Source organism: Syntrophotalea acetylenivorans, assembly GCF_001887775.1.
In the GTDB taxonomy this organism is placed as follows: Bacteria; Desulfobacterota; Desulfuromonadia; order Desulfuromonadales; family Syntrophotaleaceae; genus Syntrophotalea_A; species Syntrophotalea_A acetylenivorans.
The window spans coordinates 243,508-267,075 of the sequence record NZ_CP015519.1; the positions used below are offsets into that span (position 1 = coordinate 243,508).

18 protein-coding genes are annotated in these 23,568 nt (G+C 51.2%); 11 read left to right on the plus strand and 7 right to left on the minus strand.

The features are described from left to right. Positions 1 to 93 precede the first annotated feature (93 nt). The 5 genes from fusA to A7E78_RS01110 all read left to right on the plus strand — a co-directional run bounded on the left by fusA (position 94) and on the right by A7E78_RS01110 (position 5,428). A complete protein-coding gene (gene fusA / locus A7E78_RS01090) occupies positions 94 to 2,172 on the plus strand; it encodes an elongation factor G (RefSeq protein ID WP_072282536.1) in 2,079 nt (692 codons plus the stop codon). Between the two features lie 423 nt (positions 2,173 to 2,595). Continuing rightward, positions 2,596 to 3,573: a hypothetical protein gene (locus A7E78_RS01095; RefSeq protein WP_072282537.1), complete on the plus strand. Its 978-nt coding sequence runs from the start codon at positions 2,596 to 2,598 to the stop codon at positions 3,571 to 3,573. Between the two features lie 119 nt (positions 3,574 to 3,692). Beyond that, positions 3,693 to 4,151, plus strand: a complete 459-nt coding sequence (locus A7E78_RS01100; protein WP_072282538.1) for an MOSC domain-containing protein — start codon at positions 3,693 to 3,695, stop codon at positions 4,149 to 4,151. Next, a complete protein-coding gene (locus tag A7E78_RS01105) occupies positions 4,148 to 4,648 on the plus strand; it encodes a MogA/MoaB family molybdenum cofactor biosynthesis protein (protein ID WP_072282539.1) in 501 nt (166 codons plus the stop codon). The genes A7E78_RS01100 and A7E78_RS01105 overlap by 4 nt, the downstream gene beginning before the upstream one ends. Positions 4,649 to 4,717: 69 nt before the next feature. Next, positions 4,718 to 5,428 carry a TIGR02266 family protein gene (locus A7E78_RS01110; RefSeq protein WP_072282540.1) on the plus strand — a complete coding sequence of 237 codons (711 nt, stop codon included), beginning with the start codon at positions 4,718 to 4,720 and terminating at the stop codon, positions 5,426 to 5,428. A 287-nt stretch (positions 5,429 to 5,715) separates the two neighbouring features. Here the strand turns inward: A7E78_RS01110 and A7E78_RS01115 are convergent, their stop codons facing one another. From A7E78_RS01115 to A7E78_RS01135, 5 genes are all read right to left on the minus strand, one after another. Next, a complete protein-coding gene (locus tag A7E78_RS01115) occupies positions 5,716 to 7,383 on the minus strand; it encodes an AMP-binding protein (RefSeq protein ID WP_072282541.1) in 1,668 nt (555 codons plus the stop codon). A gap of 15 nt (positions 7,384 to 7,398) precedes the next feature. Next, positions 7,399 to 7,977: a helix-turn-helix domain-containing protein gene (locus tag A7E78_RS01120; RefSeq protein ID WP_072282542.1), complete on the minus strand. Its 579-nt coding sequence runs from the start codon at positions 7,975 to 7,977 to the stop codon at positions 7,399 to 7,401. A 324-nt stretch (positions 7,978 to 8,301) separates the two neighbouring features. Further along, positions 8,302 to 9,459, minus strand: coding sequence for an HD-GYP domain-containing protein (locus A7E78_RS01125; protein WP_072282543.1), 1,158 nt, complete (start codon positions 9,457 to 9,459; stop codon positions 8,302 to 8,304). Continuing rightward, entirely contained in the window at positions 9,456 to 11,684 is a 2,229-nt protein-coding gene (locus tag A7E78_RS01130) for a HEAT repeat domain-containing protein (protein ID WP_072282544.1), read from the minus strand. The genes A7E78_RS01125 and A7E78_RS01130 overlap by 4 nt, the downstream gene beginning before the upstream one ends. A gap of 74 nt (positions 11,685 to 11,758) precedes the next feature. After that, entirely contained in the window at positions 11,759 to 13,147 is a 1,389-nt protein-coding gene (locus A7E78_RS01135; protein WP_072282545.1) for a sigma-54-dependent transcriptional regulator, read from the minus strand. 408 nt (positions 13,148 to 13,555) lie between these two features. Between A7E78_RS01135 and A7E78_RS01140 the strand changes: the two genes are divergently transcribed. The 3 genes from A7E78_RS01140 to A7E78_RS01150 all read left to right on the plus strand — a co-directional run bounded on the left by A7E78_RS01140 (position 13,556) and on the right by A7E78_RS01150 (position 19,278). Then, the gene (locus A7E78_RS01140; RefSeq protein ID WP_235606774.1) at positions 13,556 to 14,779 is read left to right on the plus strand and encodes an NfeD family protein; all 1,224 of its coding nucleotides are present in this window, start codon (positions 13,556 to 13,558) and stop codon (positions 14,777 to 14,779) included. A 90-nt stretch (positions 14,780 to 14,869) separates the two neighbouring features. After that, positions 14,870 to 15,622: a slipin family protein gene (locus A7E78_RS01145; protein WP_072282547.1), complete on the plus strand. Its 753-nt coding sequence runs from the start codon at positions 14,870 to 14,872 to the stop codon at positions 15,620 to 15,622. Positions 15,623 to 15,831: 209 nt separating this feature from the next. Continuing rightward, positions 15,832 to 19,278, plus strand: a complete 3,447-nt coding sequence (locus tag A7E78_RS01150) for a pyruvate carboxylase (RefSeq protein ID WP_072282548.1) — start codon at positions 15,832 to 15,834, stop codon at positions 19,276 to 19,278. 45 nt (positions 19,279 to 19,323) lie between these two features. On the opposite strand, the gene A7E78_RS14770 is transcribed toward A7E78_RS01150, so the two are convergent. Continuing rightward, positions 19,324 to 20,558 (minus strand): IS3 family transposase gene (locus A7E78_RS14770; RefSeq protein ID WP_418361387.1). Its coding sequence is split into 2 segments (ribosomal slippage): positions 19,324 to 20,187 and positions 20,190 to 20,558, totalling 1,233 coding nucleotides; the frame shifts between segments, so codons are not numbered across the junction. Between the two features lie 98 nt (positions 20,559 to 20,656). Then, entirely contained in the window at positions 20,657 to 21,613 is a 957-nt protein-coding gene (locus tag A7E78_RS01165; RefSeq protein WP_072282550.1) for an AEC family transporter, read from the minus strand. Positions 21,614 to 21,727: 114 nt separating this feature from the next. On the opposite strand from A7E78_RS01165, the gene A7E78_RS01170 reads away from it, so the two are divergent. From A7E78_RS01170 to A7E78_RS01180, 3 genes are all read left to right on the plus strand, one after another. Then, positions 21,728 to 22,291: a TlpA family protein disulfide reductase gene (locus tag A7E78_RS01170; RefSeq protein WP_083552510.1), complete on the plus strand. Its 564-nt coding sequence runs from the start codon at positions 21,728 to 21,730 to the stop codon at positions 22,289 to 22,291. Positions 22,292 to 22,295: 4 nt separating this feature from the next. After that, positions 22,296 to 23,045, plus strand: coding sequence for a cytochrome c biogenesis CcdA family protein (locus A7E78_RS01175; RefSeq protein WP_072282551.1), 750 nt, complete (start codon positions 22,296 to 22,298; stop codon positions 23,043 to 23,045). 73 nt (positions 23,046 to 23,118) lie between these two features. Next, positions 23,119 to 23,553, plus strand: coding sequence for a Fur family transcriptional regulator (locus A7E78_RS01180; protein ID WP_072282552.1), 435 nt, complete (start codon positions 23,119 to 23,121; stop codon positions 23,551 to 23,553). The last annotated feature ends 15 nt before the right edge of the window (positions 23,554 to 23,568 follow it).

Consider the following 23,568-nt stretch of genomic DNA (forward strand, 5'->3'; position numbering starts at 1 on the left):
ATGCGGTCGGCAGGCCGCATCTTGAAATTCGTTGTTTCCTGCAAAGCGATCCTTAATCGAGTTCCCCCAACAGGGAAAAGGAAGGGAGAGACCATGGGAAAGTACGACACGGCAAAAGTGAGGAATTTTGGGGTTATTGCACATGGCGGAGCGGGTAAGACCTCTCTGGTCGAGGCGGTCCTGTTCAACAGCGGGGCAACGGATCGACTAGGGCGGGTCGATGATGGTTCCTCCTGCATGGACTTTGAACCCGAGGAGATCAAGCGCAACATCACCATCGGCGCTGCTGTCGCCCATTGCGAGTGGCAAGGGCATCAACTGCAGATTGTCGACACACCTGGCTATGCTAACTTCCTTCACGATACTCGTACCTGCCTTCGTGCTCTAGATGGTGCGGTCCTTCTGGTTTCAGCCATTTCCGGCGTTAAGGCACAAACACAGAAAATTATGGAGTGGTGCCAGGAATTCGGGGTCCCCGTTATCGCTTTCGTTAACAAAATGGATCGCGAACGGGCCGACTTTGATAGGGCCATATCGAGTATGGCCGACTCCCTCGAAACTCCCGCTGTGGCAGTTACCTTACCCATCGGAGCGGAAGATGATTTCCGTGGTGTTATCGATCTGGTAACAATGAAAGCCCATCTGTTCAAGGACGATGGCAGTGGGGACAGCGAGACAGGAGAGATTCCCGGCGAACTGCTGGATGAGGCTGAAACCCAGCGGATAATGCTGATGGAGGCTGTTGCTGAAACTGAAGACGATCTGATGGAGAAGTACCTCGAGGAAGAGACTCTTACAGAAGATGAACTTCTTCAGGGGTTACGATCCGGTACCCTGGCCGGACATTTCATTCCCGTGTTGGCCGGCAGTGCGGTCCGCAATGCTGGAGTCAGAGAACTTACAGATTATGTCAATCTCTGTTTGCCGTCGCCTATTGACCGCGGCAGTCAGGCCGGCACCAACCCGAAAACCGAAGAACTTGAAGAACGTCTTCCTGCCGAAGATCAGCCTTTTTCTGCCTTGGTATTCAAGACCATATCCGATCCCTATACCGGTAAGCTGACTCTGTTCCGGGTCTATTCCGGCTCTCTTAAATCGGACAGCAACTTCTACAATGCCAATAAGGATGTCGTCGAGCGTGTGGGGCAGATTTTTATGCTCAACGGTAAGCAGCAATCATCGGTGCAGGTTGCCACGCCCGGCGATATCGTAGCGGTGGCCAAGCTAAAGGAAACAGCCACAGGCGATACTCTGTGCGACGGTGCCAAGCCGATTTGCTATGAATGCCCTGAGCCGATGCAGCCGGTTATCTCCTTTGCCCTTGAAGCGGCCAGCAAGAACGATGAAGACAAGATTAACAGTGCCCTGCAGAAACTTGTTGAAGAGGATCCTACGCTGCAGGTGCGGCGGGACGAGGAAACCAAAGAACTGGTCCTGTCGGGAATGGGGCAGGTCCATGTTGAGGTTACCGCCGAAAAGATGAAACGCAAATTTAATGTCGAGGTTCTGCTGAAGGCGCCCAAAGTGCCTTATCGTGAAACCTTACGCGGCAAAGCTCAGCTGCAAAGTAAATATAAAAAGCAGTCGGGCGGGCGCGGTCAATATGCGGATGTCTGGCTGGAAATCGAACCGCTGCCAAGAGGTTCCGGGTTCGAGTTTGTGGATAAAATCGTTGGTGGCGCGGTGCCTCGCCAGTATATTCCGGCGGTTGAAAAAGGTATTGCCGAAGCGTCGCTCAAGGGGGTTTTGGCCGGGTTCCCGACAGTGGATTTCAGAGTAACCCTGTACGATGGATCTTACCATTCCGTCGATTCATCTGAGATGGCTTTCAAAATTGCCGGATCGATGGGGTTCAAAAAAGGTGTAGAACAGGCCAAGCCCGTTCTGCTCGAGCCGGTTATGCAGATGAATATCACGGTACCCGACGATTGTGTTGGTGATGTGATCGGTGATATGAATTCCCGCCGAGGCAAAGTGCTGGGCATGGAGCCGGGGGCCGGCACCCAGGTGGTTGCTGCTCAGGTACCCCTTAGCGAGGTACTTAAATATGCCCCGGAACTGCGTTCGATGACTTCCGACCGCGGTATGTTCACAATGGAATTTTCCCATTATCAAGAAGTGCCTGCACAGAATATGCAAAAACTGATTGCCGAGCTCAATCAGGAAGAGTGAGCCTCGTAGAGGATCAAAACCATTGTTGAGGTTGTACTAATGCGTCCTTCGGTGTTGTTGCCGAAGGACGCATTTCCTTCATAAACAGCAGAATTTTTGATTCAAAAGAGGTTGTTTTGTATAAAGCTAACTTGACTGAAAGTGGCGAACAGTCAACAATGATGGCGTTCTGAAAGGTCCGTCTTACGGAGTCATGGCGTTTTTTCAGGGCCTCGACATACTGGATGTATGCCTTCACCCCTGAAAAACACCAAGCCTTGAGGACGAAATTTTTACTTAGTCATACTGTAAACTTTGCGAATGCAGTCAAGCAATGTAAACTGTCTTCGCGTGAAAACCGGCGCCAGAGATTCCTATGTGTGTATAGCTCAGACGATATAGACTGACGGTTGCCAAGCTGTTTCCAAAAGGCCGAAGAGAACGATGAAAGATCTGACTACCGATCGAAAGCTAAAAGTATCCTCCCGCGTTGCCCGGCTCATCGGGCCGGATGGTTCTCTTGAAGAGCAACGTCAGGTTGCCGGCGGCCAGTTTCAGCTTTGTAATAAGGAAGAGTTGCTGGCGCTATTTGTGCTTGCTCGTCGCGGTGCTGCAGAGGTTCGAGATCTGGCGATCAGCACACTTAAGGGCATTGCTCCTTACAGGCTGGTCCCGCTGCTTTGTCATGGTGAAATCCATCCCCAAGTACTTGATTTCGTGGCCCGGCAACGTCATGATGATGCCTCTGTACTCGTACTTTTGCTTGATAACTCCGGGTTAGCTCGCCAGACTTTGTTGTCTGTCGCTAGCCGTTGTTCCGTCGATGTTCTTAGTTTTTTAGTTGATCGTCATGCGCGCAGCCATGTTGAGGGTTTGCGAGAGGCTATCGAAGCCAATCCCGCAGCAGAAGGACATTGGCTGGCACGATTCGACGAACTCTCGGCCCAGACGGATGAACCCGTCGATGATGACGAGGACGACTGGGATGAGGAGATTGAGGAGGAAGGTCAGTCCGTCTATCAGCAAATCATGAACATGGGGGTTGCGGAGAAAGTCAAAGCAGCCCTGACCGGTGATAAGGAATGGCGTAAATTACTGATCAGGGAAAGTAATAAACTGGTGTCCGCAGCGGTGCTTAAGAATCCCAGAATTAGCGATGGAGAAGTGCTGGCCGTGGTAAATAACAAGAGCAGCAATGAAGAATTGATCCGGATCGTCACCATGAACCGGGAGTGGATGAAAAACTACGCCATCAAACAGGCTTTGGTCGTTCATCCAAGGACTCCACCGGCACTGGCCTTGCGTTTTATGAACATTCTTTCCGAAAGGGATCTTAAAACCCTCAGCAAGAGTCGGGATATTTCCCAGGTGATCGCCAACAGTGCTCGACGGATGTTAAATGCCAAATCACGACAAAGATAAAAAGATGGCGTCGCAAACAGGCTTTGCAAGTCGAAATTTTTGATTAGCCATCCTATCGGGTTTTATGAATGCATTAAAAACGTTAGTTACCTACTTTTCAGGTTTTTCAGGAGAATAGAATGATTAAAGGAAAAATTGTCGCTGTATGTACCAGCCAGGCTAAGGGTGGCCGTAAGAAGGATGTTGGACAAGGCGTCCTGGTGGAAAATTTTGGTTTGCAGGGCGACGGCCACGGTGGTGACGGCCACCGTCAGATCAGTTTGCTGGCCAATGAGAGTGTTGCAAAAATGCTCGCCAAGGGGCTCGATGTCGGTCCCGGCGATTTTGCCGAGAACTTCACCACCGAAGGTCTTGACCTTTGTTCCATGCCGATTGGCACCCGTTTAAAAATGGGCAGCGAAGCCGTGCTGGAAATTACCCAAATCGGCAAAGAGTGTCATGAACGCTGCCAGATTTATTACCAGGCCGGTGATTGTGTCATGCCTCGTGAAGGTGTTTTTGCCCGGGTATTGCGTGGTGGGCCCGTAGCCAATGGTGATGTTATCGAATTGCTTGAGGGCGATTGGGAGGTACTGTGAGCCAAACAGGGAATTTCGCCATTGGCATACTGACCCTCTCCGACAAAGGCTCTCGAGGAGAGCGAGAGGATATCAGTGGCCAGGTGATACGGGAAATGGTCACTCCCCTCGGCTCGATTCAAGAGTATCAGGTTGTGGCCGATGACCTGGAGCAGATCGTTGCCACGCTGGTAGATTGGACTGATGCAAAAAAACTCGATCTGATTCTAACCACCGGCGGTACGGGCATGAGTCCGCGGGATGTAACCCCCGAAGCAACTTTGCGGGTGATCGACTGGCAGATCCCGGGTATGGCCGAGGCCATGAGGTCCAGCAGTATGCAGATCACTCCCCATGCCATGTTGTCCCGAGCCCTGGCCGGGGTCCGGGGAGAAACCATGATTATCAATCTGCCCGGCAGTCCTAAAGGGGTTCGCGAAAATCTGGCCGTGGTTCTGCCCGCCTTGGAACACGGGATCCTCAAGCTCAAAGGTGATCCGTCCGACTGCGCTCGTTGATAGATTGAGCTCTGAGGTTGTTTTTGCTGCATTCTTCGTTTATTCGCTTGTTGCATTCATGGTGTGCCGATGGCAAAGAAAAAAGTATTGCTGGCCAACAATGGAGACCTGTTTAAAGAGGTTGAGGATTCCTTTCTCTACCGGGATGAATATGAACTTTTGTTTGCTGCTAACGGTGTTGCGGCGTATGAAATAGCGGTCGAGGAACGCCCCGCTCTTATTTTTATGGACATTGTGCTGCCGGAACTTAATGGCGATGAGTGTTGTCGACGGTTCAAGGCACATCAGGATTTGAGGAATATTCCGGTCATCATGGTGGCGCATGGAGATAGAGAGGAAGAACTACAGCGCTGCGAGCGGGCTGGATGCGATGATCTTCTGCTTAAACCCATCAATCGCCAGCTCTTCATTGAAGCGTGTCGCCGACATCTGCAGATTAGTCAGCGTGAAGCCCCCCGGGTTGCTCTGCGACTCAGTGTGCATTACGGCATTGGCGGGGAAGAACGACAATTGCTAGAATATTCCATTAATGTAAGCACCGGTGGATTGTTCATCGAAACGCCAGATCCGCCAGCGGCATCAACTCCTTTGCGTCTGGAGTTTTTTCTGCCGGGGCAGGAACGACCGATTCGTTGCCTTGGCAGAGTTGCCTGGCTTAATGCCGAGGATGGTCTACAGAATCCGCAGCTGCCAAAGGGGATGGGAGTGCAGTTTGTTGATATGAGTCTTGACGATATGCGGTTGATCCGCTCTTTTATCATGAGGGAACTGGTGGCCTAGGTTGTGTTTCTTTAAGGTTTCCCAGGCTAGTTCTGACAACTCTTTGATCCGGAGAAGTATTGTTACCTGGTAGCGTCCGGATCGTTATCTATGCAATAAGCCAGTTTATGTACTTGGAAGCCATTTTGCCTGGCCGACTTCCAACAAAATCCCCAATTATTAAAGGCTACCTGTTGCAGGTAGCCTTTTTGTCAGAGACGATCAGAATGTCCTCTGAATAATTTTGATCCGGAATTTTCAGGCCTTCTATGATTTTTGCGGAAGCCTGTAAAAATAGTTTTATCTTGCTATTCCACTATTTTATCCTCAAAAACTTTTCCCTCAATGCCGAGCTTCCCGCTGGCAATCTCTCGTAACTTGTATTTTTGAATCTTGCCGCTTGCGGTCATCGGGTAGGCATCGACAAAGATGACATGTTTGGGCTTTTTGTATGGCGCGATGCGGGTGCGGGTGAAGTCGATGACATCCTCTTCGGTGATGTCTACCCCCTCTTTTCGGATGATGAAGGCACCGACCACTTCGCCGTACTTTTCGTCGGGAATGCCGACCACCTGCACGTCGAGCACGCCTTCCATGGTATAGAGGAATTCCTCGATCTCACGGGGGTAGATGTTTTCACCTCCACGGATGATCATGTCCTTGATCCTGCCAGTGATCTTATAATAGCCATCGGTATCGACTTCAGCCTGGTCCCCGGAGTGTAGCCAGCCTTTGGCGTCGATCGCTTCGGCCGTTTGTTCAGGCATGTTGTAATAGCCCTTCATCACGTTGTAACCCCGGCAGCAGAGTTCGCCCCGCGCACCGCTTTCGACCTCTTTGCCAGTGTCCGGATCGACAAGTTTGACTTCGATTTCCGGCAGCGCGGCGCCAACGGTGCCGGTACGCTGGGCCACCGAATCGTCGGTGCGGGTCTGGGTGATAACCGGCGAGGCTTCGGTCAAACCGTAAGCGATGGTGATATCAGTGCAGTGCATCTTCTCCATCACTTGGCGCATGGTCTCTTCCGGGCAGGGCGAGCCGGCCATGATGCCGGTACGCAGTGAGCTGAGATCGAACATGTCGAACATCGGGTGCGCCAGTTCAGCAATGAACATGGTTGGCACGCCGTAGACCGCCGTGCACTTTTCCTTCTGCACCGCCGCCAGCACCAGCAACGGATCGAATAGCTCCAGCGGCACCAGGGTGGTGCCGTGGGTCAGTGCTGCCATTATCCCGAGTACACAGCCGAAGCAGTGGAACAACGGCACCGGCAGGCAGAGCCGGTCAGCTTCGGTGAACTTCTGTCGATCACCGATATAGTAGCCGTTGTTGAGGATGTTGTAGTGGCTGAGCATGACCCCTTTTGGGAAACCGGTGGTCCCGGAGGTGTACTGCATGTTGACGACGTCGTGAGCATCCAGGGAGTTCTTGATGCGGTCCAGCTCGCTGTTGTCGTCCTGGTCGCCGAGAACCATCAGCTCGCGGGTGTTGAACATGCCGCGATGCTTCTCCTGGCCGATAAAGATGACGCTGCGCAGCTCCGGGAAACGTTCGCTTTCGAGCTGACCTCTCTGGGAGGTCTTCAGCTCCGGAATCAGTTCGTAGACCGTTTGCAGGTAATCGTGATCACGGAAATTGTCGATCAATGCCAGCGCCTTCAGGTCGGCCTGCTTGACCAGGTATTCCAGTTCAAAGCGGCGATAGTGGGTGTTGATGGTAACCAGCACCGCGCCGATTTTGGCAGTGGCGAACATGAAGGTGGTCCAGTCGGGGACGTTGGTCGCCCAGATTCCGACGTGATCTCCCTTGCCGATGCCTATCGCCAGCAGACCCTTGGCCAGCTGGTCGACCCGCTCGTTGAACTGGCTGAAGGTCCAGCGCAGATTGCGGTCGGGATAGACAATGAAGTCATGGTCGGGCAGGCGCTGTGCCTGCTCCTCGAAAAACGCACCGATGGTTTTATCCGTATAAGGCATGGTGAGATCTCCGAGTTAGCAAGGTACGTAGACGACGGCCAGAATCCTGGCGGGCTCGCCACCTTTGGCATGCACGTCGTGGGGCACGACCGAATCGTAGTAGATGCTCTGGCCCGCTTCCAGCTCGTAGGTAGTTTTGCCGTAGTTGATCTGGATAGAGCCGGAGATCACATAGATGAACTCCTCGCCTTCGTGGCCGGAGAGGGGCGCTGCTTCGCCGGTACGCGGCTTGACCTCGATCATGAAGGGTTCCATGTGCCGATCTTTTTTGCCGGCCGCCATGGAGACGAAATCGAGGTTACTGCTGGTCGCCTCTGGGTCTTTGCCGGAGAAGCGAATCACATTGGGAGCATGGGCGTTATTAAAAACAGCCGGGCCGTTGAGCGGATCATCATCCATCAGAGTGCCGAGGCGCACGCCCAGAGCACGGGAAATTTGCATGAGCGGGGTAAGGGAGGGGACCAGTGCGCCCTCTTCAATCTGCCGGATCTGGTCGGCGTGGCATTGGCTCTTTTCGGCCAACTGTTCGATGTTCATTTCTTTTGCTTCGCGTAGTTGACGCAGCTTGGCTCCGATTTTGTTCTCGGCAGACATCTTGACTCCTTTGGGGGCGGTATTTTGGGCAGAAAAACAGCAGATAGTGGATCGTTTCAAAGCCCGAATTCCAGACTGAGTTCAACGTCGTTGTCCGGTACCTAATATTTGACAAGCGTTTGCATCAGCCATGAAATCTTCAGTGTTTGCGGTAAATATGCAAGGTCTTCAGGACTGGTCCGAGGTCTTAACCTGCCCGATCTGGTGATAATCGTCAAGATGGAAGTTTTGTTTTCAACAGTGTTTTGTTTGTCACGATTAACCAGATTGAGTCGAGTAAGACGATCCGGGGTGATGGCGGGGAGTTAATAGCTGGATTCCTGCTCAGGTTGTCTCCGGTGCAGTTGCCGGTACTGTCGCTTGATTAATCATCTGAAGGAAACTTGCAGTGAGCTCCGGATGCAGTTCGCTGCCTGATAGATCAGTCAGCATTTCGTAGACCCTGTTGGCTCCCATAGCCTCACGGTAGGCGCGCTTGGTGCGCAGAGCGTCGAAGATGTCGGCTATGGTAACCATGTGGCTGCCCAGATGTTGTTGCCAATCCTTTCTGACCCCAGGATACCCGGTCAGATCGTATTTCATATGGTGTTCGTAGGCTGTTACCACCGCCAGTTGCGGAACCCCCGGTGTGCCGACGAGATATTCTGCGCCGCGTACAGGATGTAAGCGAATTATCTGCCATTCCTCTTCGTTGGGCTTACCCGGTTTATTGATGATGTCGACAGGCAGAAACAGTTTGCCGATATCGTGCAGCAGTGCCGCAATGCCGATGTCGTGGAGCAAGGGGCCGCTAAGGCCGAGCCGGCGGGCATGAGCCAGAGTAAGCAGACAGACGTTGGTTGAGTGGGTAAAGGAGTACTGATCCTGTTGATGCAGTGGAAAAATAGCCAGCAGGGGATTAAGTTCCTGGTCCAGGGCCTGCAGAAAGTGGGCAACAATTTCTTTGAGTCCATTTAGGCTGAGGGAACGCTTTTTGCCGACACCGGTACAAATATCGGATAGCCGTTCCCGTTCGTATTGCACCAGGTCGCTCTCACTGGGAAGAGGTGTCGCCCCGACAGCTGTTGAGGTTTGCCCTGCCTTTGACATGTCGATACTTCCAAACCGTAAACTCGTGCTGCTTTTGGGCTGTTGAGAGAGATCCTGGCGCTTGGTCAACAACACAATCAGTTGCAAAAGTTCCTGTTGGCTTATAGCCCTTTGTAAACTGAGATGTTCGATGCCGTGAACTCTTAGCGCCTCGACGAAACGGACGGTGTGAAGATTTGACGATAAGGGAGTCTCATCAAGAACGATGTTCTGGTCGATGAGCAAGATATCGATTTGATTTTTGCTGCCGAACAGGGATTTAATCAGTTCAAGGGCTTTGCCGCACAAGCGGGTTACCTGCGGGTGTTGTTGGTTGTAAAGATCGGCATTTGCTGCGGCAGTGACTAACAAACGGAAAAAATCTTGCCAGATAGCAGGCTGTTGTTGGCTCATGGTGCCCCCTTTAGCAGTTCTGTTTGGGCTTGTCGAACCAGGCGAGCAAGTGCGGGTCGTTTTATCCCGGAAAGCTTGTGGAGCAGAGAAGCGATATCGTCTTGGGAAAAGTTTTTCAAACTTCGTAGAATGCGTCTTCGCAAACGCATTTGCCGGCGGGGATGCCAGAGGCTGTAAGCGCGGAATCGTTTTTCAAGATGGGGTAATAAGTCTTTTCCGCCTTGTTTTGTTAATGAATCGAGCGCCGCAAACTTTAAAAACAAACCTTTTCTGGACAGGTTTTTATCTCCAAGCATTTTCAGAAGCGCGGATTTGACTCTGGAGTCACGACAGTACCTGGCCATTTTTACGGCAGAAAGACAGCGTTGATGATCGGGGTGGGAAAATTCTTCGAGGAGATGATCGCTGCCTTGCGGAACCTGAAAAACAAGGGCTGTTTTCACTACCTCATACCGGACTTTTTCGTGAGGGTGGTCCCATAAGGGGGTGATCGCGCTCATGGAAGAAGGATCTCCAAGGCGCTGCAGAATGATAATCAGATTTCTCAGATAGTACCAGCGAGAATCCTTGAGCCGTGTGATAGCATGGTCTCTGGTTGCGATTCCCTGATCGACGAGGCAGTTCATAAAAAATTGGCGCAGGGCACGGTTTGGTTCTATAGCAAGGCGATCGAGCATGGGGCCAATGGCGATCGGACCTATGGTTTCAAGGAGGAGAGTGAATTCCTTAAAGGCGTTTTTTCCCCAAGCAGCCAATGTTTCCAAAACCTGAGAAATAAATACTGGTGAATAAAGCTCTGTGCGTATTTCTTGAAACCAGGCGGGGTCATTAGCTGCCGTATCATTGTTTGCAGAGGACAGTCGAGAATATATGTCAGCCAGTGAAACAAAATCGCCGGTATCGAGGAAGTGGCCACATAAGTTGTGCAGGGCCTTTTTAAAGGATTTGTCTTTACCCTCACCGCAATCGGTTTGAGCCAGTTCAAAAAGTATGTCGCTGACTTTTCTCTCAATCGGCTGTTGATTAAAGGACGCTTGCCAGTAGTGCTCATCAGGAGGGGACTCCGGTTGTTGACTGGCAGGGGCTTCGATAGACCGCAGGGTCTCGCCGTATTCCTCAGGAATAAAACTTTCCGATTCATCTCTTGCATAGAGAGGGCTCAATAGCCCCTCGGTATTGGACGATACGATCTTTGTATCGGCGTTGTTTCCAATTGAGGAGGCTCCCGACTCTTGGCTGTTTTCACACTGTGTCAGTCTGTCCAGCAGCGTAAAGATAATCGGCGGTATGGTCGTTTGACGGGAGTTGAGAGTTTCCAGGACCTCCATCAACATCGTGCCTGGAAATTGAGACAGCACCTTTTCTGCCATTTTTTCATCAGGAGCGACAGCTCGAAAAGTGCTGTTGAGCAATTGTGCACGCAACTCGGGATTGAGTTGGGAGGCCAAGCCTTGCAGTCGGGTGATGGCCATGGAGCTTCCCCTGTTGGAGAGCTGTTCGCGGTCCAGTTCACGCAGAAACTCGGTAATCGCCCGATCGTAGTGTCCTTCCAACGGAAGTTCATTATCCACCACTTGTTGGTTTAGTTGTTCGGCCACCGCTTGTGCAGCGAAATCCTCTTTACTTTTAAGTTGGGGTTTTGGTTGAGTTTGCGCTCCCTTTCCAACCAACAGGTTCTGGACTAAACGCTCCCATATCGCGGCTTCTTTCTTTTTTATAGCCGCGAGGCTCGGAGGACTTTCACTGATTTGGTCAGATATGCCGAAAGCGCTGTAATCGATGGGTTTAACCTGGATTCCATCGATAGCGGCTGCTTTGATCAGTCCCAATAGCCCGCCTTGAGCTTGAACCGCCTCCCTGTTTTGGCCGATGATTCCTAGGAATTCCTTCAGTTGTTTCTCGGGAAGATTTTGATGCAGGGTTACGACGGCAATGCCATGGTTGAAAAAATGCGAGGCAAATTCTTTGTAAACCGGATTTTTCTCATCCAGGATAGTCTGGCCTGCCACCAGCTTGTCTTTGCTGATGCCAAGAGAAAGTAGCCCGTTTTCCGGCTGCAGTTGTTCTAAGTAAGACAGGGCTTTCTGAACGCTCTGCCCGATAACAGGGTGGCTGGCGGGATAGGTAACGGTGTGATGACGTGCGATGTTGAGCTCGTAGATAAACTTGCTCAGCAGTTTAAGATCCAAGCGTAATTGTGCTTTTTGGCTAGGATAGGGCGGCAATATATACTCTCCAGGGAGTTTTTACACTGCTCTTATTTAATGATTTGTAGAAGCCTTGGGCTATATTTATCCAATTAAGCCTCAATCTTTAAGCGTTTGATTTTTTCAACCAATGTGGTTCTTTTGATACTAAGAAGGGCTGCAGCTCGGGCTTTGACCCCGTTTGCCAAAGCTAAAGCCGAAAGAATCAAGTTGCGTTCTATACCTGCTACAAATTGGGGCATGTCAATCCCCTGTTCAGTTAGTTTTGGACCAACGACATCTGTTTCATGACTGTCTGGATCGGCTTCCCCGATATCGGTGGGAAGGTCGGATATTTCAATAGTACTGCCCTCGGAAAGGGTCATGGTTCGTTCAATCACATTTTCCAGTTCACGGACATTGCCGGGCCAGGAGTAAGCCTCCATGGCACGCATCGCCTCGCTGCTAAAGGCAATAGGCGTGCGGCCTGTTTCCTGGCAGAATTTTTCGACAAAATGACGCGACAGTAAGGCGATATCTTCTTGACGCTCTTTCAATGCAGGCAGTTTGATCGGGATAACGTTGAGGCGGTAGTAAAGATCCTCACGGAACTCTCCGGCTCTGACTGAATCTTCCAAATTGGCGTTCGTGGCGGAAATTACACGGACGTCAAGCTTGATCGTTTTGTTGTCGCCGACCTTTTCTACCTCCTGTTCCTGCAGTACCCGCAGTAATTTCATCTGCAGATGAAGGGGCATGGTGGCGATTTCATCAAGGAAGATCGTGCCGTGGTGCGCCTGTTCAAACTTGCCTTTTTTATCTGCAACTGCTCCGGTGAAAGATCCTTTAACGTGACCGAAGAGCTCGCTCTCGAGCAGTTCGGCCGGTATCGCTCCACAGTTAATAGCAACGAAAGGTTTATCCTTTCGATTGCCGTTAAAATGAATTGCCTTGGCCACCAGTTCCTTGCCGGTGCCGGAGTCCCCGAGAATTAGAATAGTTGAATCGGTACCGACAATCTTTTCCATGCGGGAGAAGACCTGCTGCATGGCCAGGCTGTTACCGACAATTTTGTCGAAACGGTATTTGCCGCGGAGCTGCTGGCGCAAGTAGAGGTTTTCGCTCAGCAGCTGGGTTTTTTCCAGCGCCTTGGAAATGACGACCTTGAGACGCTCGAAATGCAGTGGTTTGGTCAGATAGTCAAAGGCGCCGCTCTTCATCGCTTCAACAGCTGTTTCCGCCGAGGCTTTACCGGTGATTAGAATGACACTGCTGGAGGGGGCATCCTCTTTGACTCTTTTGAGAATGTCGATGCCGCTGATTCCCGGCAGGAAAAGATCGGTGAGGATTACCTCGAAGCTGTTTTTTTGCAATAGTTCCAAGGCTTCTTCACCGCTGGCGGCGGACTGTACCTGATAACCGCTGCTGTTCAGCAACAGGGAAATGGCTTCGCGGTTACTCGGATCATCATCGATAACCAGGATCTGAGAGGACGGTTTCATAGCAACTTTCCGGCAGCAGAATTGCGTCACATATTTGACGCATTAAACAGATACCACACTAAAACGCCTGGGGCAAGGAGTCCGCAGAAATATTTCAGCTAGCAAGCTGTCGGACTCATCACGAGTCGTCTGCAAAATCGCCTGATCGGCCCAGGCTCTCGACCATTTTCCCCAAATAGTCCTGCTATTCGCTCTCACGTTCTCGACCGCCTGGCCTCTAACAGCCAATTTTCGTTTCGGCCCGTTAAGTCCGGCGGACTGCTAGGCTGAATTGACAGATAAGGGCCTTCGGTTAACCTTGTTGTGATGAGAAATTTTTTGTTTATCTCCATGATATTCATGGCGTTGGCCTCAGCCTTAGTTTCTGGAGTTAGAACCTTAAAGGCCGCTGGGGAGAAGCCCACACAGGTGCGAATCGGTGCGGTGCGGGTCGCCGACGTCATTAATTCGACGGTGGCCGAGTTTGTTGTCGCGCAAGTGGATAGTGCCAATCGGGCCGGCCGGAACGCCTTTTTGCTGGAACTCGATACCCCGGGTGGCCTCGATAGCGCTATGCGCAGCATTATCCAGGCTCTTCTCGGGTCCGATATCCCAACGATCGTATATGTTTACCCTGACGGCGCCCGTGCTGCTTCAGCTGGCGCATTAATTACCCTGGCCGCTGATTTTGCTGCCATGGCGCCTGGGACCAATATTGGAGCCGCTCATCCGGTAGCGATTGGGATCGGAGGAGAACAGAATGAGATCATGCTCAGCAAAGTCACCGAGGATGCCGTGGCTTATGCCCGCAGTATTGCTCAGCAGCGTGGTCGAAATGCCGAACTGGCGGAGCTTATGGTCCGAGACAGCTTGTCGCTGGCCGCAGAGGACGCCGTACGCCGACAAGTAGTCGATCTTCTTGCGACAGACGAAGCGTCCTTGCTGAAAACCATCGACGGGGCTGAATATCGGCGGGAGGACAAGACGCTTATTTTGCATAGCGCCGACGCCGAATTAATTTTTGTCGAGATGAATTGGCGACAAAAAATACTCAACGTAATCAGCCAGCCAAATATTGCTTATATGTTGTTGATGCTGGGCATGCTGGGTATTTTTTTCGAGATTTCTCAGCCTGGAGTCATTCTGCCCGGGGCCATTGGTGCCATTGCTTTGCTACTGGCTTTTTTCGCCTTTCAAACCCTGCCTGTCAATTACGTTGGTGTTTTGTTCATTATCTTGGCTCTGGTGCTGTTTATTCTCGAGGTAAAAGTGGTGTCTTACGGCATGTTGACCATTGGTGGCATCGTTTCCATGACTCTTGGGTCATTGATGCTGATTGAACAACCCGAACCTTTTTTGCGTATTTCCTGGATGGTAATTGCAGGAACGGTAACCGTGGTCAGCGGTTTGTTTATGGTAGTCCTTTTTTGCGTTGTGCGAACCCAGCGTCGTCGGTTTTTTTCCGGTGCCGAGGGGATGGTTGGGGAGCAGGGCGAGGCGGTAACTGATATTCATCAAGACGGTAAGGTCTTTGTCCATGGGGAGTACTGGCAGGCTTATTCGACTGCTCCTGTTGCCCGGGGAGAGAAGATTGAAGTGGTCTGCGTCGGCAGCAATATGCGTCTGGAGGTCAAAAAGGCCACATCGACATAGCAGATCGTGTGAGCTGTCTCGGGATGAAGGATTGACTCCTCTCACAGAGGAATTCAGTTTGTTGGTCCAAGGGTGGCGAAAGGAGGCAGTATGGCGTTTCCGATTATCATTATCTTTCTGGTTTTGCTGGTTCTCAGCAGCGCAGTACGGATTATTTTGGAATACGAGCGGGGTGTGGTGTTTCGTCTTGGCCGGTTTTCTACCGTTAAGGGACCGGGATTGCGGTTTATTATACCCATAGTCGACCGGATGCGAAAGATCAGCTTGCGCACCGTGGCCATGGATGTGCCGCCTCAGGACGTTATTACCAAAGACAATGTCTCGATCAAAGTCAATGCGGTGCTCTATTTTCGAGTGGTGGGGCCGGACAAGGCCATCATCGAGGTGCAAGACTATCTCTATGCCACCAGTCAATTGGCCCAAACCTCACTGCGTAGCGTGCTCGGCCAATCGGAGCTCGATGATCTGCTGGCCCATCGTGAACAGATCAATCAGCATTTACAGGAGATTCTCGATCGACAGACGGACCCCTGGGGGGTGAAGATATCCAACGTCGAGATAAAGCATGTCGATTTGCCGGCTGAAATGCAACGGGCCATGGCCCGCCAGGCCGAAGCGGAGCGAGAGCGCCGCTCAAAGGTCATTCACGCCGAAGGCGAATATCAGGCAGCGCAAAAGTTGACCGAGGCGGCGTCTATCCTTTCCACGGATAAAAGCGCTTTGCAGCTGCGTTTCTTGCAAACTTTGACCGAAGTGGCCGCCGAAAAGAATTCAACCGTTATTTTCCCTTTCCCCATCGACCTGGTTCGGCCTTTTCTTGAACAGGGAACCAAAAACGAATGACTTTTGGCTGCCAGATGTAGCTACTGCGCACGGCTTGCTGATTAGGTCGTGCGCTTTTTATTTGTTGCTCTGATAACCGTGGTAAAGTGTTGAATCCAATTGGTATTTAGATTCACAAAATAAAGTTCATATTGATTTGTGTTGAAGGTTCTGATAGCATCGACTGTTCAGGATAAGGATAATCATTGTTGTTTGGAGGGTACTTAGAAATGGAAATAAATCGTTTCAATAAGATCATGGTAGCCAATCGCGGCGAGATTGCCATTCGGATTTTTCGCGCCTGCATTGAACTCGGCATTCAGACTGTTGCCATCTTTTCCGAAGAAGATCGGATTTCTTTGCATCGCTATAAAGCGGACGAGTCTTACCTGATCGGTAAGGGCAAGGGGCCTATAGAAGCTTATCTGGGCATCGACGAAATTATCGAGCTTGCCCTCAAAAAAGGTGTCGACGCTATCCATCCCGGATACGGCTTTTTATCGGAAAACCCTCTTTTCGCAGAAGCTTGTGCCGAGGCTGGAATCGCCTTTATAGGGCCTGGTGCGGATATTCAGCGTCGTTTGGGGGATAAGGTCGCAGCGCGCAAGGTTGCTATGGAGGCCGGTGTACCTGTGGTGCCGGGCACGGCTGATCCCGTTACTTGCGAAGAAAAAGCCCTGTTGTTCGCTGCCAAGGCCGGTTATCCGATCATGGTCAAAGCCGCTGCAGGTGGGGGTGGTCGCGGGATGCGAGTAGCCCGGAACCAAAAAGAACTGCTTGAAGGGCTGAAATCAGCTTCGTCCGAGGCCAAGACGGCCTTTGGCAACCCGGCGGTCTTTCTCGAGAAATTCATCGAGAATCCTAAACATGTCGAAGTCCAGGTTCTCGGCGACCATCACGGCAATTTAGTTCACTTCTTCGATCGTGATTGCTCCATTCAGCGCCGTCACCAGAAAGTTATCGAGGTTGCTCCCTCGCCGGCTCTGAGCGAGGCTAAACGGCAAGAATTATGCGACTACGCCCTGAAAATCTGCAAACACGTCGATTATGTCAATGCGGGGACCGTTGAATTCCTCATGGATCAGGAGGAAAACTTCTACTTCATCGAGGTCAACACCCGGATCCAGGTCGAACACACGGTTACGGAGATGGTCACCGGCCGCAATCTGGTTCAGGGACAAATTCGCGTTGCCGAGGGTTATCGCTTGGCTGACCCCGAGATTGGGATTCAAAGCCAGGAAGATATTGTGTTGAATGGTTTTGCCATTCAGTCCCGTGTAACCACCGAGGATCCGGAAAAGAATTTCGCACCGGATTTCGGCACCATCGCCGCCTATCGCAGCCCTGGAGGTTTTGGCGTGCGGCTCGATGCGGGAAGTGCCTATCCCGGTGCCCGCATCAGCCCCGACTACGATTCGTTGTTGGTGAAAATCAGCTGCTGGGGGCTGAATCTGGCCGGTGCGGCCCGCACCATGAGCCGCAGCCTCGAGGAATTTCGTCTGCGTGGCGTAAAGAGCAATAAAGGTTTTTTGGAAAACGTTATCAATCATCCGACCTTTCTGGCCGGGCAGTGTGACACCTCCTTTATAGATAATCACCCGGAGCTGTTTCAAATGCCGGTCAAGCGTGATCGCGCCCATAAGCTGTTGTCTTTTATTGGCCACACGGTGGTCAACGGTTATGAAGGTATAAAGGAGCCGCTGCACTTCAAGGATTTGCGTAATCCTGTTGTTCCCGAGATCCCCTACGATTGCAGTCGTCCCAAGGGTAGCCGCGATATCCTTAAAGAACTGGGTCCGGAAGGACTGTCCCAGTGGGCGCTGAACGAGCGCAAGTTGTTGATCACCGATACCACCATGCGCGACGCCCACCAATCTTTGATGGCGACACGCTTCAGGACTTATGACCTCGATCTTATCGCCCCGGCAACTAGTCATCTTGCCAGCGATCTCTTCTCCCTGGAGATGTGGGGAGGAGCCTCTTTTGATGTGTCCATGCGCTTCCTTAAGGAAGACCCCTGGGAGCGCCTTGACCGTTTGCGGGAGAAGATTCCCAATATCCTGTTCCAGATGCTGTTGCGCGGATCGAATGCGGTCGGTTATTGCAACTATCCCGATAACGTGGTGCAGGAATTTGTTGCCCAGGCGGCCAAAAGCGGTATCGACGTCTTTAGGGTCTTCGATTCATTGAACTGGACCAAGGGCATGCAGGTGGCCATGGATGCCGTACGCAAGTCCGGCGCCGTGTGTGAAGCGGCGATCTGTTATACCGGGGACATTCTTGATCCCAAGCGGGATAAGTATCCGCTTTCTTACTATGTGGACATGGCCAAGGAACTGGAAAGGATGGGCGCCCATATTCTGGCGATCAAAGATATGGCCGGATTGCTCAAGCCTTTTGCGGCCGAGAAGCTGGTCAAAGCCCTGAAGCAGGAGGTCGGCATCCCCATTCACCTCCATACTCACGATACCTCAAGTAACGGTGGGGCGACTCTCTTTGCCGCCTCCATGGCCGGGGTTGATATCGTCGATACGGCACTTTCTTCGGTTTCGGGTCTTACCGCTCAGCCGAACATGAATGCACTTCTCTCCGTGTTGAAGGATTCTGAGCGCGATCCGCAACTTGATGAAAAGAAATTGCAGAAGCTGGCCAATTACTGGGAAACGGTGCGCACCTACTATGCGCCCTTTGAATCGGAGCTTCGCAGCGGCACTGCTCAGGTTTACCACCATGAGATTCCTGGCGGTCAGTATTCCAATTACAAACCGCAAGTTGAAGGCTTCGGCCTTGGTCATCGCTGGGAAGAGTGCAAGGAGATGTACCGTAAGGTTAACGATATGTTCGGCGATATCATCAAGGTGACCCCGTCGTCGAAGATTGTTGGCGACATGGCCATGTTCATGGTGCAGAACAATCTTGAGCCTGCCGATGTTTATGAGCGGGGTTCGGAGTTGACCTTTCCCCAAGGGGTTGTGGACTTTTTCAAAGGTATGATCGGTCAGCCTCACGGTGGCTTCCCGGAAGAGCTTCAGAAAATAGTTCTAAAAGGCGAGGAGCCCATCACTTGCCGCCCTGGCGAATTTCTGGAAGCTGTTGATTTTGCGGCTAAGAAAGATGAATTGGAAAAGAAGCTCGGCCAGGAGGTCGATGACCGGGATGTTCTTTCAGCGGTCCTCTACCCCGGGGTTTTCGAAGAGTTTGCCCGCCATCGTCAGGAATACGAAGATACTTCCGTGTTGCCGACTCCGGTCTTTTTCTACGGTCTGGATCTCGGGGACGAGACGTCCATTGAGATACAGCCGGGCAAGACCCTGGTTGTCCAGCTTAATGCTATCGGTCGGGTAACCGAAGATGGCAATCGTGATATCTACTTTGAACTCAACGGCGAACCGCGCCAGGTAGCCGTTCCGGACCTGTCGGTGGAATCGGATATGATCACCCACCGAAAAGCCGATCCGGATAATCTGCATCATGTCGGTGCTCCCATGCCCGGCAAGGTTTTCCGTATTCTGGTCAATGTCGGGGATGTGGTCAAAGAAGGGGACACCCTCTTATCTACCGAGGCGATGAAGATGGAGACTAACGTCAAGGCTGCTAAAGACGGGGTTGTTTCCGAAGTTCTGGTCTTCGAGGGAATGCAGATCGATGCCGGAGAGTTGCTGATTATTCTTGACTAAACATCAGGTTTCTTTGTCACGTCCTAAAATAGATTGACGGTTTTTTCAAGCCACCTCCCTTGCGGAGGTGGCTTTCTTATGTACTTCTTCTGGTGTTTTCATGTCTAAGCTGAGGTGTGGCCTCAGACGATTGTAGGTATCGACGGATTCCCGCACCAAACCCTTCAACTCACTCAAAGTCCGGCACTTGGTGATCAGAAACTCCTGCTTCAAAATACCATTTACCCTCTCGGCCAAAGCGTTCTGATAACAATCATAGCCATCTGTCATTGACGGCGTCATACCATGACGCTTTAGCTCTTGCTGGTAGATCGCTGAACAATATTGTAGACCTCGGTCTGAATGGTGTATTAACGCTCGGCTTGTCTGTCGTTGCTTAGCTGCCCGACGTAAAGCTTTTACGACCCTGTCAGCACGCATATTGTCACTGACTTCATAACCCATGATTTTGCGACTATAGGCATCTGTGACCAATGATAGATAGTGAACACCTTCATCCGTTTCAACGTAGGTAATATCGCTCACAAAGGCTTGTTCGGCACAACTGATCTCTTGACTGCCTAAACGATTCGGGTATTTCTTCATCCAATGTTTGCTGTGCGTCGTTTTTGTGTAGCGCTTGATCGGTGTCACCAGCAGTTGATGCGCTCTCAAATAGTCAAAAAAAGCGTCACGCCCCAACTTTATTCCCTGCTCAACAAACATGGGTTTCAACAAAAAATACAGTTTGCGAGTACCAAGCCGCGGCATAAACCGTCTGACCTCCATCACCATTGACTTGACGGGGGCCAACTCTATGCTGCGCTGCTCACTGCGTTTTTCTCTTTGATAAACGGCTTGCCGGGTGATGCCAAGGAGCTTACAAGCGCGGCTTAGACTCAGCCCTTTTTGTTTTTGAAGGCGTCTCGCTCCTTGGCAATATACTTTTTTCGCAGTCCCGTTCCGTGCTCTGCATCCAGGATATCCACCACTTCATTCAACAACAGATTGCGAAGACGTTCATCCTCAAGTTCGCGCTCGAGTCGCTTGATTTTCTGTACGGGAGTTTCTTTCGCTTTGGGAGATTTGGGCATGGTCATCCTCACAGGTTGGGTCCAATCCAGCCTTCCGTGTTTTCGCAACCATTTTAACACTGTCGAGCGGCCCTGGATGCCATAAATCTTCTGAGCCTGCTTGTAGGTCATGTCGCCTTTTTCTACGGCAGCAACCACCTGCAATTTAAAGCCCATGGTGTAATCACGTTGAGTACGTCTCTTCCGCTTACTTTCTGCTGTGTCCATAAATAAGCCTCCTAGCTGTAAACTTATTTCAGGACGGGACACTTAATGACAAAAGGCCGAGCCCTTAACAGGACTCGGCCTTTTTTTGTGGCGCCTGGTTAGCCAAAACCGAGTTGATAAACTTTCAACAGGTACAGGATGATCGGGTAGCTGATAAGAGAAAAAAGGGTGGAGAGCAGGATAATCGAACCGGCCAGTTCCGTGTTGCTGTCAAGTTGCTGGGCCAGCACTGTGCAGGCGGCCGCTGCCGGTGCACCGGCCATGAGGACGGCAATGCCGAGATCGAGACCGCGAACATCGAGAAGTAGCATGACAACGATGGTAAGCAATGGTAGACCGATAACCTTGAATAGGCTGGCGATTGTTGCCTGAACCAGGTCGCCGCGAAGTTTCCGCAAAGAAAAGCTGCCGCCGATGGCCAATAGGGCCAGCGGCAAAGTAATGCTTGCGGTAAGGTTGAAAGAACGAGCAAAAACCGTTGGCAGGGGAAGTTGCCAGTAGCTCCAGACAATGCCCAGCAGGGCGGCGAGTATCAAGGGGTTCGAGAGTAGGCTGCGATACCAGAAGGACCATGTGGTTTGCCGCTTCCCGGTTCTTTGGGGAAGCAGCAGGGCCAGAATGGATAACAGGTTGATCACCGGCACCAGGCAGCCCATAAACATGCCGGCCCTGGCAAAAGCTGCATCTCCATAGGCACTGAACACGATAGGCAGACCGATGTAGGCCAGATTGCCACGAAAGGCCCCTTGACTGAATGCACCGCGGTCTTCATATCGATACTTACGACCTATTGCGGCATAGCTGTAGGAAATGATTAAACCGCTCAACATGACGACTGTGGCACCAGTAACCATACGGCCGTTGAACGTTGCGCTGAAGTCGGCAGTAGCGATTTTATGGAAAAGCAGGGAAGGCAAACCGATAAAGTAGATAAGCCGGTTGGCTTGATACAAAAAACGGTCGTCAATCAGGCCGCTGCGTCTTAACAGGTAACCCAGCCCAATGACGAAGAATACCGGAAGAATAATGATGGATATCTCGGAGAATATTTGCAAAATAGACCCTTTTCTATATCTGGTTCGAACCAGCATACTCCCCCGGTAAGGGGACGGCAACTATTGAACGTATTGAATCTGTGCTTCCTTGACTTTTAGAGCCTGGAGGGTTAGATGTTAAGGATGGTCAGCAGAATACGGACACTCCCCATTTTATCGATTGCAACGATACTGTGTGTTTTGGCTTTAGTTGGTTCCAGCCTCTGCTTTTCGGGATGTCGACGTAATGAGGCTTTGTATGAGCCGGGAGCTATGGTCGGCGAATTGGCTCCCGATGTTTCGCTGGTCGACATGGCTGGGCGGCAGGTAGTTCTAAGTCAATTTCGTGGACAAAAAGTGCTGCTAGCCTTCTGGGCTTCCTGGTGCCCTCCCTGCCAAACAGAAATGTCTTCATTGCAACGCCTGCACGACAATCCTGCCGTGGGGAATCTTAAAATTCTCGCGGTTAATGTTGGAGAAAGCAAAGAGCAGATCGCCTCTTTTGTTGCCAGGCAGCAGCTCTCACTACCGATTCTTATCGATGCCGAAGGCATCGTTCAAAAGCGATACGGAGTTAATCAACTGCCGATTGTTTTTCTAGTCGACGGTCAAGGTATAATTGTCGCGCGCCATTTTGGCTTACGTGATTGGAATTCCAGGGATGTCATTACTGAACTCAACCAGTTCGGGAGAGAATGATTAAATGAGCAATGCCGCTGATATTACTTTATGGATAGCATTTTCCGCCGGAATTCTGTCCTTCTTTTCCCCCTGTGTCCTGCCTTTATTGCCCTCGTATATAACCTATATCACCGGTCTCAGCTTTGGCCAATTGCAGGAGGCGCACCCCGGTGCTCGTGTTCGGCTGACGGTCTTTTGTCATTGCCTGGTTTTTATTGCAGGCTTCTCCGCCGTGTTTATTTTGCTCGGGGCGCTTGCCGGAATGGCCTCCGCTTCTTTCCATGGTCAGCTACGAACGGTGCTGGTCTGGGTGCAAAAAATTGGTGGCATTCTTATTTTTCTTTTCGGTATACATCTTAGCGGGTTGTTTCATTTCGGTATTCTTCTCGGCGAAAAACGGATTCATTTGCATCGTAAGCCGACTGGATTTATCGGCACCTTTGTCGTTGGGTTGGCCTTTGCTGCCGGTTGGACTCCCTGCATTGGGCCTATCCTGGGAACTATTCTGGCTCTCGCTGCCGGATCAGCAGCAGGACCCGGCCGCGGTATTCTGCTTTTAACGATTTATTCAGCAGGGCTGGGTCTTCCCTTTTTGTTGGCAGGGCTCCTGTTTCACGGCTTTCTTACCTTTTTTAACCGTTTTCGTAAATACATCCGTCTGGTTGAGATCTGTACCGGAGTCTTGTTGATGGTGGTTGGCATCATGCTGTTTTTTGACATGTTCGGCTTGGTGACCGGTTATCTGTACCGCTTGCTGCCGCCTGCCGGCTGATTTAAAGTCCTGATTTGACCTTGACAGTCATCATCCCCTACTGATATTTTTGAAATTCAATTTCATGGGAGGTATGATGCCAGACAAGCGTACAACTTTCAGAGAATTTGTGGCCCGCAAGGGGCTGAAATGGACCAAGCAGAGGGAAATTATTCTGGACGAATTTCTCAATTCCAAAGAACACCTTTCGACAGAAGCTCTCTACCTAGAGATTCGCAGCAAGAATCCCCACATCGGTTATGCCACTGTTTACCGGACCCTGAAGCTTTTTGCCGAGTGCGGCATAGCAGAAGAACGGGATTTCGGTGCCGGGCAGGTTCTCTATGAATTGAGTCACGGTGGAGACCACCACGATCATCTTATTTGCACCGGTTGTGGCGCCATCATCGAGTTTGAAGATAAGCGAATAGAAAAACTACAAGAGCAGGTTGCTCAAGACCATCATTTCATCATCTCAAGTCATCGTCTGGAAATCTTCGGGTTGTGCACCAAATGCGCAGCCGGATGAAGATTGCCAGGGCCT

Bases quoted from the DNA above. Each gene is read 5' to 3' on its own strand.
- fusA (WP_072282536.1), top strand. From the start codon at position 94: ATGGGAAAGTACGACACGGCAAAAGTGAGGAATTTTGGGGTTATTGCA.
- A7E78_RS01095 (WP_072282537.1), top strand. From the start codon at position 2,596: ATGAAAGATCTGACTACCGATCGAAAGCTAAAAGTATCCTCCCGCGTT.
- A7E78_RS01100 (WP_072282538.1), top strand. From the start codon at position 3,693: ATGATTAAAGGAAAAATTGTCGCTGTATGTACCAGCCAGGCTAAGGGT.
- A7E78_RS01110 (WP_072282540.1), top strand. From the start codon at position 4,718: ATGGCAAAGAAAAAAGTATTGCTGGCCAACAATGGAGACCTGTTTAAA.
- A7E78_RS01115 (WP_072282541.1), bottom strand. From the start codon at position 7,383: ATGCCTTATACGGATAAAACCATCGGTGCGTTTTTCGAGGAGCAGGCA.
- A7E78_RS01120 (WP_072282542.1), bottom strand. From the start codon at position 7,977: ATGTCTGCCGAGAACAAAATCGGAGCCAAGCTGCGTCAACTACGCGAA.
- A7E78_RS01125 (WP_072282543.1), bottom strand. From the start codon at position 9,459: ATGAGCCAACAACAGCCTGCTATCTGGCAAGATTTTTTCCGTTTGTTA.
- A7E78_RS01135 (WP_072282545.1), bottom strand. From the start codon at position 13,147: ATGAAACCGTCCTCTCAGATCCTGGTTATCGATGATGATCCGAGTAAC.
- A7E78_RS01145 (WP_072282547.1), top strand. From the start codon at position 14,870: ATGGCGTTTCCGATTATCATTATCTTTCTGGTTTTGCTGGTTCTCAGC.
- A7E78_RS01150 (WP_072282548.1), top strand. From the start codon at position 15,832: ATGGAAATAAATCGTTTCAATAAGATCATGGTAGCCAATCGCGGCGAG.
- A7E78_RS01170 (WP_083552510.1), top strand. From the start codon at position 21,728: ATGTTAAGGATGGTCAGCAGAATACGGACACTCCCCATTTTATCGATT.
- A7E78_RS01175 (WP_072282551.1), top strand. From the start codon at position 22,296: ATGAGCAATGCCGCTGATATTACTTTATGGATAGCATTTTCCGCCGGA.
- A7E78_RS01180 (WP_072282552.1), top strand. From the start codon at position 23,119: ATGATGCCAGACAAGCGTACAACTTTCAGAGAATTTGTGGCCCGCAAG.